This window comes from Ruminococcoides intestinihominis (assembly GCF_040096285.1).
GTDB lineage: Bacteria > Bacillota > Clostridia > Oscillospirales > Acutalibacteraceae > Ruminococcoides > Ruminococcoides intestinihominis.
Genome location: NZ_JBBMEY010000017.1, coordinates 1 through 13,311, shown reverse-complemented (window position 1 = coordinate 13,311; position 13,311 = coordinate 1). Strand labels below are relative to the sequence as shown.

The following is a 13,311-nucleotide window of genomic DNA, read 5'->3' as shown; positions in this document are numbered from 1 at the left end:
ACATACTATGGGGTGAGATTTTATATGTGTTTATTAGATTATTCAGCTAGTAAATCTGACATATCATACATACCGGACTTTTTGTCTTTCATAAATACGGCTGCATTGATAGAACCAATAGCAAAAACTTCCTTAGAATGAGCCTCATGCTTAATTGAAACTACTTCATCATGACCGGCAAAAATAACTTCATGTTCACCGACAATTGTACCACCACGAATTGAGTGAATACCTATTTCGTTCTTATCTCTCTTCTTTCTATAAGCATGTCTATCATAAACATACTGCTTTTCTGTAGGAGATACAGAAGAAATACCGTCAGCAATCATAAGTGCAGTACCACTTGGAGCATCTAGCTTTTGGTTATGGTGCTTTTCGATAACTTCAATATCAAAGTTATCACCATGGTTAGCAAATACTTTTGTTGCTATTTTGCAAAGTTCAACCATTAGGTTGATACCAAGTGACATATTGCCTGAATAGAAAATAGCAGTCTTTTCTGACGCGTTCTTAATTTCTGCAATTTGTTCTTCAGAAAAACCTGTTGTACAGATAACTGCAGGTACTGCATTTGTTACTGCATAGTCAAGCATAGTATCAAGTACTGCAGGATTACTAAAGTCGATAATTGCATCATACTTTTCAGTAATTTCAGAAAAACTCTTATATACTGTAAAATCATAGTCACCACAATCGTAAGCATCTACACCACAAGCAATTTCACAATCGTTTCTTTCGTCAATTGCCTTTACAATAGCGTGACCCATCTTACCTGAGCAACCACTTAAAATAACCTTTGTCATTATTATTCCCCTTAAATATAGTTATGGGCGTACAATGTACGCCCAAATTCATTAGTTTAATTACTTCTTGTACTTATCTAGTAGGTTGTACTTAGCTAAGCAATCCTTTAGGTCGTGATAACCTGAATAGCTCATTGGTACAAGTGGTAATCTGCATTCACCGGCATTGAAACCGATTAGGTTCATAGCAGTCTTAACCGGAATAGGGTTAACATCTGAGAACATAATATCCATTAGTTCAACAAAATGGAAGTTCATTTCTGCTGCTCTCTGGAAATCGTTATCAAGACAAGCCTGACAAATTTCGTGCATTTCCTTAGGGCAGAAGTTTGAGAATACAGAAATAACACCCTTACCACCTAGAGACATAAATGGAACTGTCTGGTCATCGTTACCTGAATAAATAGCAAAGTCATCTGAACATAGGCTTCTTGTTAGAGAAACTGATGAAATATCACCGTTAGCTTCCTTAACACCTACAATGTTCTGGTGCTTTTCAAGTTCAGCATATGTCTTTGGCTGCATATTACAACCTGTTCTTGATGGAACATTGTAAAGAATGATTGGTAGGTCAACAGAATCAGCAATTGTTGTAAAGTGCTTTACAAGTCCTGCCTGTGAAGTCTTGTTGTAGTATGGAGTTACAGAAAGTAAGCCGTCTGCACCATACTTCTGTGCTGACTTTGATAGGCTGATTGCAGTAGCAGTATCGTTACTACCTGTACCTGCAATAACCGGAATTCTCTTGTTAACCTTTTCTGCTACATATGAAAGAACAGCCTTGTGTTCTTCAACTGAAAGTGTAGCAGCTTCGCCTGTTGTACCACAAGCGATAATAGCATCAGTACCGTTTTCAATCTGGAATTCAAGTAGTCTTCCAAGTTCATCAAAGTTAACGGAACCGTCACTGTTCATAGGTGTAATTAAGGCAACACCTGCACCTGTAAAAATTGGTGTACTCATTATATATAACCTCCAAAAGGTTTAGTTTTCAATATATCCTTCAGCACATAGAAGTTCAGCTAGAAGAACTGCACCACCTGCAGCACCTCTCAATGTATTATGGCTCATACATACAAACTTCATATCGTACTGAGTATCCGGTCTTAATCTACCGATTGAGATAGCCATACCATGTTCTAGTGTTCTGGCTGTCTTAATCTGTGGCTGGTCTGGCTCTGTAAAGTAGTGTAGGAACTGCTTTGGAGCACTTGGTAGCTCTAGTTCCTGAGCTCTACCCTTGTAGTTTTCCCATGTTTCGATAATCTTTTCTTCTGATGGAACTTCACCGTCAAATGAAACAAATACAGCTGCTGTATGACCATCTGAAACAGGAACTCTTAGGCACTGTGATGTGATAGCAATATCATCAGTATCAACAATCTGGTCGCCTTCAATATGACCCCAAATCTTTAGTGGTTCTTTTTCTGACTTTTCTTCTTCGCCACCGATATATGGGATTAGGTTATCAACCATTTCAGGCCATCTTTCAAATGTTTTACCTGCACCTGAAATAGCCTGATAAGTACAAGCAAGAACCTTGTTACAACCTAGTTCTCTTAGTGGGTGTACTGCAGGTACATATGACTGTAGAGAACAGTTAGACTTAACTGCAACAAAGCCTTTCTTTGTGCCAAGTCTCTTTCTCTGAGAATCAATAATCTTAATATGGTCAGCATTGATTTCAGGGATAACCATTGGTACATCAGGTGTGTGTCTGTGAGCTGAGTTATTTGAAACAACAGGACATTCTGCCTTTGCATAAGCTTCTTCTAGTTCACGAATCTGATCTTTTGGCATATCAACAGCACAAAATACAAAGTCAACCTTTGATGCAACTTCTTCAACATTAGCTGCGTCTAGGATAATCATATCTTCCATAGCCTTTGGAATTGGTGTTGTCATAGCCCAACGAGATTCTACACATTCTTTATATGTTTTACCTGCACTTCTTTTACTTGCAGCAAGTGCTGTAACAGTAAACCAAGGGTGATTTTCAAGTAGAGTTGCAAATCTCTGACCTACCATACCTGTAGCGCCGATGATACCAACTTTATAATTTTTCATATTCGTCTTCCTCCAAATTTAAAAAATCAGTTGTGTTTTTCTCAAGTTTATTATATTATATATTAGGAAAAACAAATTGACCTATTTTCTTATTTATTCTATCATTTAAGAAAGATTATGTCAATTATTTTGAGAAATAAAGATTAGGATGATGTTGATTTTTTATGAAGACTAGTGATTTTTATTATGATTTACCGGAAGAACTTATTGCTCAGACACCTGTTGAACCAAGAGATTCTTCAAGAATGATGGTTTATAACAGAAAAACTAAGGAAGTTCTTCACAAGCATTTTTATGATGTTATCGACTTTTTAAATGAAGGTGACGCTCTTATTGTTAATGACTCAAGAGTTTTACCTGCAAGAATTTACGGTACAAAAATTCCTACCGGTGCTAATGTAGAATTCTTACTGTTAAAGCAAGTTAAAGACAAGGTATGGGAAACACTTGTAAAGCCCGGTAAAAAAGCAAGAACCGGTGACAGCTTTACTTTTGGTGATGGCATTATGACAGGTAAAGTTATTGATGTACTTGAAGATGGCAACAGAATTGTTGAATTTAAGTGTGACAGTAACTTCTATGAAACACTTGATAAGATTGGTCAAATGCCACTTCCTCCATACATTCACGAAAAGTTAAAGGACAAGGAAAGATACCAGACAGTATATAGTCACGAACTTGGTTCTGCTGCCGCACCTACTGCAGGTCTTCACTTTACTGATGAGTTACTTGAAAAAATTAAGGCTAAGGGCATTAAGATTGGATATGTAACACTTCATGTAGGACTTGGTACATTTAGACCTGTAAAGGTTGATGATGTTACAACTCATAAGATGCACAGTGAACATTATGAAGTGCCGGAAGAAACTGCAAAGCTGATTGAAGAAACCAAAAAGAATGGCAAGAGAGTTATTGCAGTGGGTACAACTTCTTGCAGAACACTTGAAAGTGTTGCAAAGGAATATGGCAAGGTTGTTCCTTGTGAAGGTTGGACAGATATTTTCATTTATCCGGGATTTGAGTTTAAAGTGCTTGACGGACTTATTACTAACTTTCATCTACCTGAAAGCACACTTATTATGCTAGTTTCTGCTTTTGCCGGTTATGATGAAGTTATGAGTATATATAAAGAAGCTGTCAAAGAGAAATACAGATTTTTCTCTTTTGGTGACAGTATGTTTATTGAGTAAGGAGAAATATGTTTAAATTAATTAAGAATGAAAAAACTGCAAGACGAGGTGAGTTTATAACACCACACGGTGCTTTTCAAACTCCTTGTTTTATGAATGTTGCAACTGCCGGTGCTATTAAGGGTGGTGTATCTTCCTTTGATTTAAAGGATATTAAGTGCCAGGTTATGTTGTGTAACACCTATCACCTACATGTTAGAACAGGTGATAAAATTATTAAAGAGTTGGGTGGTATTCACAGTCTTACTAAGTGGGATGGTCCTATACTTACAGACTCAGGTGGATTTCAGGTATTCTCTCTTGCAAAGCTAAGAAACATTAAAGAAGAGGGTGTTTACTTTTCTTCCCATATTGACGGTAGAAAAATATTTATGGGACCTGAAGAATCAATGCAAATTCAGTCTAACCTAGGCTCAACTATTGCTATGGCATTTGATGAATGTATTGAAAACCCTGCTCCATATGATTATGTAAAGAATTCTATTGGTCGTACTACCAGATGGCTTGAAAGATGCAAAAAAGAAATGGACAGACTAAACAGTCTTCCTGACACTATTAACAAGAAACAAATGCTATTCGGTATTAACCAAGGTTCTACTTACAGTGATCTTAGAATTCAGCATATGAAAGATATTGCTAAACTTGACCTTGACGGTTATGCTATCGGTGGTTTAGCAGTTGGTGAAACTGCTGAAGAAATGTATCAAATTATTGAAGATGTTGAACCATATATGCCTAAGGATAAAATCAGATACCTAATGGGTGTTGGTACTCCTGTAAATATTCTTGAAAGTGTTAAGCGTGGTGTTGATTTATTTGACTGTGTTATGCCTAGTAGAAATGCAAGACATGGTCACCTATTCACTAAGAGTGGTATCATCAACATTAACAATCAAAAATATCAAAAGGACCTTGCTCCTATTGACAAAGAGTGTAATTGTCCTGTATGCAAGAGTTTTTCAAGAGCATACCTAAGACATCTTAAGAAAGCTGAGGAAATGCTTTATATGCGACTTGCAGTAATGCACAACTTATATTTCTACAATAATCTAATGGAAGAAATCAGAAATGCTCTTGATAATGGAGAATTTGAGACATATTACAACAATAATATTGACATATTAGGAAAACGCATTTAAAATAGTACTTGAATATACAATGAAAAGTTGTTATAATCTAATTATTAATATGAAATGGAGAATTTAACTATGAATCTAAACTTACTTTCAGGCTCAGCTGGTGGCGGTAGCATGTGGACACTAATCATCATCTACGCTCTTATCTTCGTTGGTATCTACTTTATTCTTATCAGACCAAAGTCAAAGAAATCAAAGCAAGAACAGGAACTAAGAAACAGCCTACAGATTGGTGATGAAATCACAACAATCGGTGGTATCGTTGGTAGAGTTATTGCTATTAGAGAAGAAGCTGATGAAATCGTACTTGAAACAGGTTCTGAAAAGACAAAGATGGTATTTAAGCGTTGGGCTATTTCAACTGTTAATTCAGATAAGGATAAGACTGCTGAAAAGACTGACAAGACAGAAAAGAAAGGTTTCTTCGGTAGAAAGAAAAAAAATGCTGAAGAAAACCCAGTTGAAAAATAATTACATAATTTTCAATTCCCCTGAATATGATTTAGTATCATATTTGGGGGTGTTTTTTTGAAAAGCATTACTTTAGGATTTAATAAATTTAAGTACATAAAAGGTTTAGTAGTTGGTTTAATAGTTGGAGAATTAACTCTTATTGTTTTACTTAGCCTTGTGGCAATAGTTATGAGTAACACAGGTATACTTAACAGTACTGTACTAAACATTCTTCTCACTATTATATGTGGTGTATGTGCATTTGTTACAGGGTTTATATGTTCAAAAATTTCTCCTATTAAGGGATACATCAATGGGATTAGCAGTGGGTTTATATTTTTCTTAATTATCTTTAGTGCAGGTATGATAAGCATTGACAGTAATTTTACTGTTTTTACATTCTTAAAGTTTATTGTATCTTTCCTATTCGGCACTATTGGTGGAATACTTGGTGTAAGTAAAAAAGAAAAGTTAATAAAATAATTATAGGCTAGTGATATTTTTATTTATCACTAGCCTTTTTCGTAAAATATATTAAATAAAGTTCTTAAATCTTGAAAGTAAGTCTTTCTTGGTATTCCATAGCTTTTCTGAAAGGTCAACATAATAAGTATGTGGATTTTCAAAACGCTTAACTTCATCCCATAGTAAATCAATTTCTTTAGCACAATAATCTTTGATTTCTTCAAGGGTTGGCATATCATATACACAATTACCATCTTTAAAGATTGGTACTTGAAGTTCTCTAACTTTAAAATTAGTTAACTCTTTAGTTTTCCAAGTAGCTTGTTGGTCAAAGATTATTCTAGGTTCTTTATCACTTACTACTTCATCATAGATACAAAGTTCATCTGCCAAAGCCTTGCCACTTTCTTTGTCATAGTATCTATAAACTTTCTTAAAGTGTGGGTTAGTGATTTTTGCAGTATTTTCACTGACTTTGATTTTTGGAACAATATTGCCATCATTATCTTCAACTGCAACTAACTTATACACTCCACCAAATACAGGTGTACTCTTGGAGGTAATCAGTCTTTCACCTACACCAAAAGTATCTACCTTTGCGTCCTGCATCATTAAATCACGAATTAGGTATTCATCAAGTGCATTGGATGCTACAATCTTACAACATTGCAGTCCTGCATCATCAAGCATTTTTCTTGCTTTCTTAGATAGATAGGAAATATCACCTGAATCAAGTCTGATTGCAAAATTAGTAATACCCTTCGGTAAAAGAATTTCTTTAAACACCTTAATTGCATTTGGTACACCACTTTTTATGGTGTTATAAGTATCAACTAAAAGTGTTACATTCTCAGGATAAGTTTCACAATAAGTTTTAAATGCATCATACTCAGTATCAAACATTTGTATCCAAGAATGAGCCATTGTACCACCGGCAGGTACACCATAAAGTTCATCGGTAATTGTACAAGCAGTACCAGCACATCCACCTATATATGCTGCTCTTGCACCTAAGATTGCACCATCAGCACCTTGTGCTCTACGAGAACCAAACTCAAGTACTGTTCTGCCTTGAGAGGCTCTCACAATTCTATTTGCTTTAGTAGCAATTAGTGACTGATGGTTAATTGAAAGAAGTAAAAATGTTTCAATAAGTTGTGCTTCAATTGCCGGTGCTTTTACTGTGAGAATTGGCTCATTTGGAAATACAGGTGTACCTTCAGGTATTGCATATATGTCACCTGTAAAATGAAAATCCTTTAGATAATCCAAAAATTCTTCGTCAAAAATGTTCTTTGAATGAAGGTAGTCAATATCTTCACTTGAAAAATGAAGGTTCTTTATATAATCAATTACTTGTTCAAGACCGGCTACAATTGCAAAACCACCATTGTCAGGTACAGAACGATAGAATACATCAAAATATGTAATTTTCTTATAAAAACCGTTCTTAAAGTAACCATTTGCCATTGTAAGTTCATAGAAGTCACATAGCATAGTCATATTCTTTTCTGTCATATTTACACCTACTTATTCTGTTATTTTAATTTGGAAGCTACTCATAACGGAAAGTGCTTCATCATTTAATTTGTCGTCATTTGATGCTACAAGATTCTTGTTCACAATAATTTCTGTTTCAGGTTGGGCAATTTTTGCAATTACTGCATTTGAGATAACACAGATATTTGTTACTACACCAACTAATTCTATTGATGAATACCGATTATTTTTTAAATATTCAAAAAGTTTATCTGAACCAAAAGTGTTTTTCTCAAAAAGTAAATCCGATTCTTTAACCGAATGTGACACTTTGCCATAAAGATTATGACCGATTGTACCTTTAATACAATGTGGTACAGGTAAAGATTTACCCTCATTTGTATTCATATAATCATCATAATGGGTATCTAAAGTAAAAACAACATCATCACTGTTATTATGGTACTTTTCAATTAAATTAGCAATTTCAGAGTCAAGTTCTTTAGCCTTTTCAAAGCCAAGAGAACCTGAAACAAAGTCATTTTGATAATCTACAACTACAAGACATTTCTTCATAATTAATCCCTACTTAAATTTTCTTTAATAATATTCAATCATTTTTTAGGAATTTAGTCAAGTATAATTTAAGTAAATTTTAGTTTAGAAAAGTTTAGGATAATATAAAAAAGGTATAAAAAAGACCTATGTAAAACATAGGTCTTAAAGTCTTAACTTTTTAGATTTTAGATTAGCAAACAGGAACAACCCAACCTAGCTTATCTTCAATCTTACCCCACTGAATACCTGTTAGGTTATCGTAAAGTTTCTGGCTGATTTCACCGATTTCGCCATTGTTGATTGTCATAACCTTGTCGCCACACTTTAGTTCACCGATTGGTGAAATAACTGCAGCAGTACCTGTACCAAAGCTTTCCTTTAGTCTGCCTTCGTCAGCAGCCTTTTCAACTTCCTGAATTGAAAGTCTTCTTTCTGAAACCTTGTAACCCCAAGATTTTAGAAGTTCAATAGTACTCATTCTTGTGATACCACCAAGGATTGAACCCTGAAGTGCAGGTGTAATAACTTCGTCATCAATAACAAAGAATACATTCATAGTACCAACTTCTTCAATATACTTTCTTTCTACACCGTCTAGCCATAGAACCTGAGTATATTTCTGCTTTTCAGCTTCATCCTGAGCCTTTAGAGAAGCAGCATAGTTACCACCTGTCTTAGTAAAGCCCATACCACCTTTAACGGCACGAACATAATTTTCTTCTACATAAATCTTAACAGGGTTAAGTCCTTCAGGATAATAAGCACCAACAGGACAACAGATAATTACAAATAGAAGATGTTTTGCTGGGTGAACACCTAGCTGAGCATCTGTTGAGAAAATAAATGGTCTAATGTATAGAGATGTACCTTCTGAGTGTGGTACCCAATCTTTTTCTACTTCTACAAGTTTCTTAACAGCTTCTACTGCAAACTTTTCGTCAATCTGAGGAATACAAAGTCTTTCGTTAGAAACATTAAGTCTAGCCATATTTTTGTCCGGTCTAAATAGGTTAATACCACCGTTGACATTTCTGTATGCTTTCATACCTTCAAATACTTCTTGACCGTAGTGGAATACCATTGCTGATGGATCTAGTGCGATTGGACCATAAGGTACAATTCTTGGGTCATGCCAACCCTGACCTTCATCATAATTCATTAGGAACATATGGTCTGTGAAAATACGACCAAAACCTAATTTACTTTCGTCTTGTGGTTTTTCTTTGGGATTTTTAGTAAGTTCAATTTTAATTTCTTCCATAATATAATCGACCTTTCATATATGAACTCTAGTTCTATTTTATCACAAATTACATAATAGTCAATATTTTAACAAATATTTTATGTCAAAAGGCAAATTACTCTGTAATACAACTTTTTCATTACTTATTGGATGGGTAAAAATCACCTTGCTACAATGTAGCGCTTGTCTGGAGATATGCTCTAAAGAACCACCATATAAATCATCCCCTGCCAGTGGATAACCTAGGTAGGACATATGGCATCTTATTTGATGAGTTCTGCCTGTTTCTAAAGTACAGAGAATTTCTGTATAGCTTGGACTTCTATTAATTACTTTATAGTGAGTAATAGCCTTTGCACCATCATCAGAAACATCACGAACCATCTTGCTATTTTCTTTTAATTTTATATTTTTATTTACCGTACCATCTTCGACAATATTACCACAGCATACTGCTGTATATTCTTTATATAGGGACTTGATTTTGTTTGCTACAAATCTATTTTTTGCAATTACAACTAAGCCAGATGTATCTCTGTCTATTCTATTAATTGCTCTAAAGGTATAGTCCTCATTTTTGTTAAGTGAATAATATCTAACTATATTGGCTAAGGTATCAGTTTGGTGATTCTTAGTAGGATGTACCGGCATTAGTGGTGGTTTATCTACTACTAAAATGTAGTCATCCTCATAAATTACATTTAGTTCGCCTTGAGTTGGAGTAATTTCGTTACTGTCGTTAGGTAAATTAATTACTACTTTATCCCCTACATACACATTATCAATAGTTCTTAAAAGCTGATTATCCCTAGTAATTCCCATTTCTGTTCTAACCAGTCTAGTAATTAATCTTGCCGAAATGTTGCAATAATACTTTAAGAACTCTTTGCAATTTTTGTTGTCATATTCAATTGGCACTATAAAAGTTAAACTTTTTCTATCCATAACACTATCCTATATAACCTACTGCATAAAGCACTACTAATGTAAAAATAATTTGTAACACAAAAATAATGGGAATACCAACCATAAAAAGTGGATGTCTTGTTTTGTGGTGAATAATTCTCATAATAAGGTACATTAATACTGAACCACCTAAAAATGAAAATAGCATTAAGGTGCTTTCTCTCACTCTCCACAAGCCTAAAACACTTGCTCTTTTATCATATATAGTCAAAGCTATGGCTATAATATTCACTACTACTAAATATATAATCAGAAAATATAACATAATATCACCGAAAGGATTGTTAATATTGAAAACTAAAATTTATTTATCTTTACTTGCTTTATCACTTCTAATAGCTGTGATCACATTAAATTACTATGAAGTAGCTAATCCTGTAAAGGAAGTAATAAACACAAATACTGTACCTATAACCGAAAGTACCACTAAAAAGGTTATTAAGAAAAGTCAGGACAAATTCTTTATGAAAGGAATTTGGGTTACATATATGGACCTTGATATGAGTGACACAGACAGAAGTTATACTTCTTTTAAAAAGAAGTTTGATTCTATTGTTGACACTTGCAAAGAAAAAGGCTTTAACACACTTATTGTACAAGTTAGGCCATTTTCCGATGCATTATATAATTCAAGTATATATCCTTATTCACACATACTTACAGGTGAACAAGGTAAAAATCCAAATTATGATGGGCTAAAATATATGTGTAAAAAGGTACATTCTTCAGGAATGAGAATTGAGGCATGGGTAAACCCATACAGAGTAAAAAGCAAAAAAGTTCCGGAAAAATTATCAAATGATAACCCATATGTTATGGACAATTCCATAGGTGTTGAAACTGATGATGGAATATATCTTAACCCAGCCAGTAAAAAGGCTCAAGACCTAGTTGTAAAAGGTGTTGAAGAAATAGTTGCTAACTATGACATTGACGGAATACAATTTGACGATTACTTCTACCCTACTGATGATGAAAGTTTTGACAGTAGGGAATACAGTCAATACAAAAAAGCACAAAATAACAACTGTCTTAGCCTTGATAAATGGAGAATGAACAATGTTAATACACTTATCAAAAATGTATATGAGAAGGTTCACAGTCTTAAAGATAATGTACAGTTTGGCATTTCACCACAAGGCAATGTTGACAACAACAAGGAAATTTATGCTGATGTAAAAACTTGGTGCAGTAAAGATGGATATATAGACTATATTTGTCCTCAAATTTACTTTAGCCTAGACAATCCTGCACTTACCTATGAAGACGCTATTAATGATTGGCTAAAGATTAAGACAAATAAAAATATCAAAATATATTCAGGTCTTGCCGGATATAAGGCCGGTACTGATGACAGTGACAGTGGCACTTGGAGTGACTTTGACGATATACTAAAGCAAGAATATGAAATTGCAGTAAAAAAGAACTATAATGGTATAATGCTATACAGTTATAGTTCTTTATCTGAAAAATCTGCAACTAAAGAAATTGCAAACCTTACTATGAAATTAAATTAATTCACCTATACAATAATCATCAAAAGCATCTGTTAATTTAACATCTACAATCTTATCATTTAGGTCTAAGTCAGAAAATACTCTTACCGGTGTATAGTTCATTGTGTAACCTTCCCAGTAACCTTCTTCTTTCTTGCGTTCAAACAGTACTGAATATGTATTATTAAGCTGATTTCTAAGGAACTCCTTTCTATCTTTTAGAGTAACCTCAATCATTTTCTTACTGCGTTCACTCTTAATTTGTGGGTCAACCTGGTTAGGTAGCTTATCACCTACTGTACCCTTTCTACGAGAATAAGAGAAAGTATGTACCTTTGCAAACTTAATGGAATGAACAAAGTCAAGGGACTTCTGGAATTCTTCTTCAGTTTCACCTGCAAAGCCTACCATTACATCAGTAGTAATTGCACAATCTTTAAATGCTTTACGCAAGTTATTTACAATAGTTCTATATTCTTCTGTATCGTAATGACGGTTCATTCTCTTTAGTGTTTCGTCACAACCTGATTGTAAAGACAAATGGAACTGAGGGCATAGTTTATCACACTTTGCAAGTCTTTCGATAAACTCAGGGTCAAGTCTTTCAGGTTCTAGGGAACTTAGTCTTACTCTATCAATGCCATCAACTGATGCTACAGTTTCTACTGCATCACATAAATTCAAGTTAGTATCTTGACCAAAACAAGAAAGGTTGATACCAACTAAAACAATTTCTCTAAAGCCCTTTGATGCTAAGTCTGTTGCTTCTTCCTTAAGTTCATTAATATCTTTTGAACGAACTCTGCCTCTTGCATAAGGGATAATACAATATGCACAGAAACGGTTACAACCGTCCTCAATTTTAATTTGTGCTCTTGTTCTTTCTTCAAAGTTAGTAATTTTGATTGGTTCAAAAATTTCTCCACCTGTATGTTCTTCAACATTTACATAGTGGTCTGAATTTGCCACATAGTCTTTAATTAACTTTGAAATAATCTTTCTGTTTGTATTACCAACAACAATGTCACAAATTTCATACACTTCATCTTCAGGAAATGCTTGTGACATACAACCTGTTACTACAATAATTGCATTTTCGTTATTTCTTCTAATTCTTCTGATTAGCTTTCTGTTTTTGCTATCACTTACAGAAGTTACAGTACAAGTATTTACAATAAAAATATCTGCATGGTCTTTGTCTTGACTATGAGTAAAACCATCCTTTAGCATAACCTCTGTCATAACCTGAGATTCGTACTGATTAACCTTACAACCCAGTGTAATTATATTAAATGTCATAAAATACTTCTCCTTTTAGTCATAACTTAAAGTATAATAATTTTCAAGAGAAATGTCAACTAAAGGATTGATAAATAATAGTAAATATCCACCGGCTTAGCCGGTGGCTTTTCTTTTAACGCCTTAAAGGCTATGTTACTAGCTTCGTCTAAAGAC

Annotated in this window: 14 protein-coding genes; 5 read left to right on the top strand and 9 right to left on the bottom strand. The window is 34.2% G+C overall.

The window, feature by feature from the left end; all coding sequences use genetic code 11:
- Nucleotides 1-38 precede the first annotated feature (38 nt).
- From dapB to asd, 3 genes are read right to left on the bottom strand one after another with little or no spacing between them, the layout of a single operon-like run.
- The gene (gene dapB, locus WMO18_RS05995; RefSeq protein WP_211148205.1) at nt 39-803 is read right to left on the bottom strand and encodes a 4-hydroxy-tetrahydrodipicolinate reductase; all 765 of its coding nucleotides are present in this window, start codon (nt 801-803) and stop codon (nt 39-41) included.
- A gap of 60 nt (nt 804-863) precedes the next feature.
- The gene (gene dapA / locus WMO18_RS05990; protein WP_022506339.1) at nt 864-1,766 is read right to left on the bottom strand and encodes a 4-hydroxy-tetrahydrodipicolinate synthase; all 903 of its coding nucleotides are present in this window, start codon (nt 1,764-1,766) and stop codon (nt 864-866) included.
- 21 nt (nt 1,767-1,787) lie between these two features.
- Nucleotides 1,788-2,870 (bottom strand): aspartate-semialdehyde dehydrogenase, encoded by a 1,083-nt coding sequence (asd, locus tag WMO18_RS05985; protein WP_138157692.1) that lies wholly within the window; start codon nt 2,868-2,870, stop codon nt 1,788-1,790.
- Nucleotides 2,871-3,034: 164 nt separating this feature from the next.
- Here asd and queA point away from each other — a divergent pair, with 164 nt between their 5' ends.
- The 4 genes from queA (at nt 3,035) to WMO18_RS05965 (ending at nt 6,132) form a co-directional block, all read left to right on the top strand.
- Nucleotides 3,035-4,060 (top strand): tRNA preQ1(34) S-adenosylmethionine ribosyltransferase-isomerase QueA, encoded by a 1,026-nt coding sequence (gene queA / locus WMO18_RS05980; RefSeq protein ID WP_211148206.1) that lies wholly within the window; start codon nt 3,035-3,037, stop codon nt 4,058-4,060.
- Between the two features lie 8 nt (nt 4,061-4,068).
- Nucleotides 4,069-5,199: a tRNA guanosine(34) transglycosylase Tgt gene (tgt, locus tag WMO18_RS05975; RefSeq protein WP_211148207.1), complete on the top strand. Its 1,131-nt coding sequence runs from the start codon at nt 4,069-4,071 to the stop codon at nt 5,197-5,199.
- Between the two features lie 69 nt (nt 5,200-5,268).
- Complete coding sequence (gene yajC / locus WMO18_RS05970; protein ID WP_211148208.1) at nt 5,269-5,667, top strand: preprotein translocase subunit YajC; 399 nt, start codon at nt 5,269-5,271, stop codon at nt 5,665-5,667.
- 57 nt (nt 5,668-5,724) lie between these two features.
- Entirely contained in the window at nt 5,725-6,132 is a 408-nt protein-coding gene (locus WMO18_RS05965; RefSeq protein WP_022506344.1) for a TIGR04086 family membrane protein, read from the top strand.
- Nucleotides 6,133-6,183: 51 nt separating this feature from the next.
- On the opposite strand, the gene WMO18_RS05960 is transcribed toward WMO18_RS05965, so the two are convergent.
- The 5 genes from WMO18_RS05960 to WMO18_RS05940 all read right to left on the bottom strand — a co-directional run bounded on the left by WMO18_RS05960 (nt 6,184) and on the right by WMO18_RS05940 (nt 10,625).
- Nucleotides 6,184-7,632, bottom strand: coding sequence for a nicotinate phosphoribosyltransferase (locus WMO18_RS05960; protein WP_211148505.1), 1,449 nt, complete (start codon nt 7,630-7,632; stop codon nt 6,184-6,186).
- A 12-nt stretch (nt 7,633-7,644) separates the two neighbouring features.
- Nucleotides 7,645-8,169, bottom strand: a complete 525-nt coding sequence (locus WMO18_RS05955) for a cysteine hydrolase family protein (protein WP_329980049.1) — start codon at nt 8,167-8,169, stop codon at nt 7,645-7,647.
- Nucleotides 8,170-8,341: 172 nt separating this feature from the next.
- Nucleotides 8,342-9,412 carry a branched-chain amino acid aminotransferase gene (locus WMO18_RS05950; RefSeq protein ID WP_211148504.1) on the bottom strand — a complete coding sequence of 357 codons (1,071 nt, stop codon included), beginning with the start codon at nt 9,410-9,412 and terminating at the stop codon, nt 8,342-8,344.
- Between the two features lie 60 nt (nt 9,413-9,472).
- Nucleotides 9,473-10,339 carry an RluA family pseudouridine synthase gene (locus WMO18_RS05945; RefSeq protein ID WP_367286427.1) on the bottom strand — a complete coding sequence of 289 codons (867 nt, stop codon included), beginning with the start codon at nt 10,337-10,339 and terminating at the stop codon, nt 9,473-9,475.
- A gap of 4 nt (nt 10,340-10,343) precedes the next feature.
- Nucleotides 10,344-10,625, bottom strand: coding sequence for a DUF1294 domain-containing protein (locus WMO18_RS05940; RefSeq protein WP_367286426.1), 282 nt, complete (start codon nt 10,623-10,625; stop codon nt 10,344-10,346).
- A gap of 25 nt (nt 10,626-10,650) precedes the next feature.
- Here WMO18_RS05940 and WMO18_RS05935 point away from each other — a divergent pair, with 25 nt between their 5' ends.
- Nucleotides 10,651-11,877 carry a glycoside hydrolase family 10-like protein gene (locus tag WMO18_RS05935; RefSeq protein WP_367286425.1) on the top strand — a complete coding sequence of 409 codons (1,227 nt, stop codon included), beginning with the start codon at nt 10,651-10,653 and terminating at the stop codon, nt 11,875-11,877.
- Here the strand turns inward: WMO18_RS05935 and mtaB are convergent.
- Nucleotides 11,869-13,155, bottom strand: coding sequence for a tRNA (N(6)-L-threonylcarbamoyladenosine(37)-C(2))-methylthiotransferase MtaB (gene mtaB, locus WMO18_RS05930; protein ID WP_211148588.1), 1,287 nt, complete (start codon nt 13,153-13,155; stop codon nt 11,869-11,871). The two genes, WMO18_RS05935 and mtaB, sit on opposite strands and share 9 nt — an antisense overlap.
- Nucleotides 13,156-13,311: the final 156 nt, after the last annotated feature.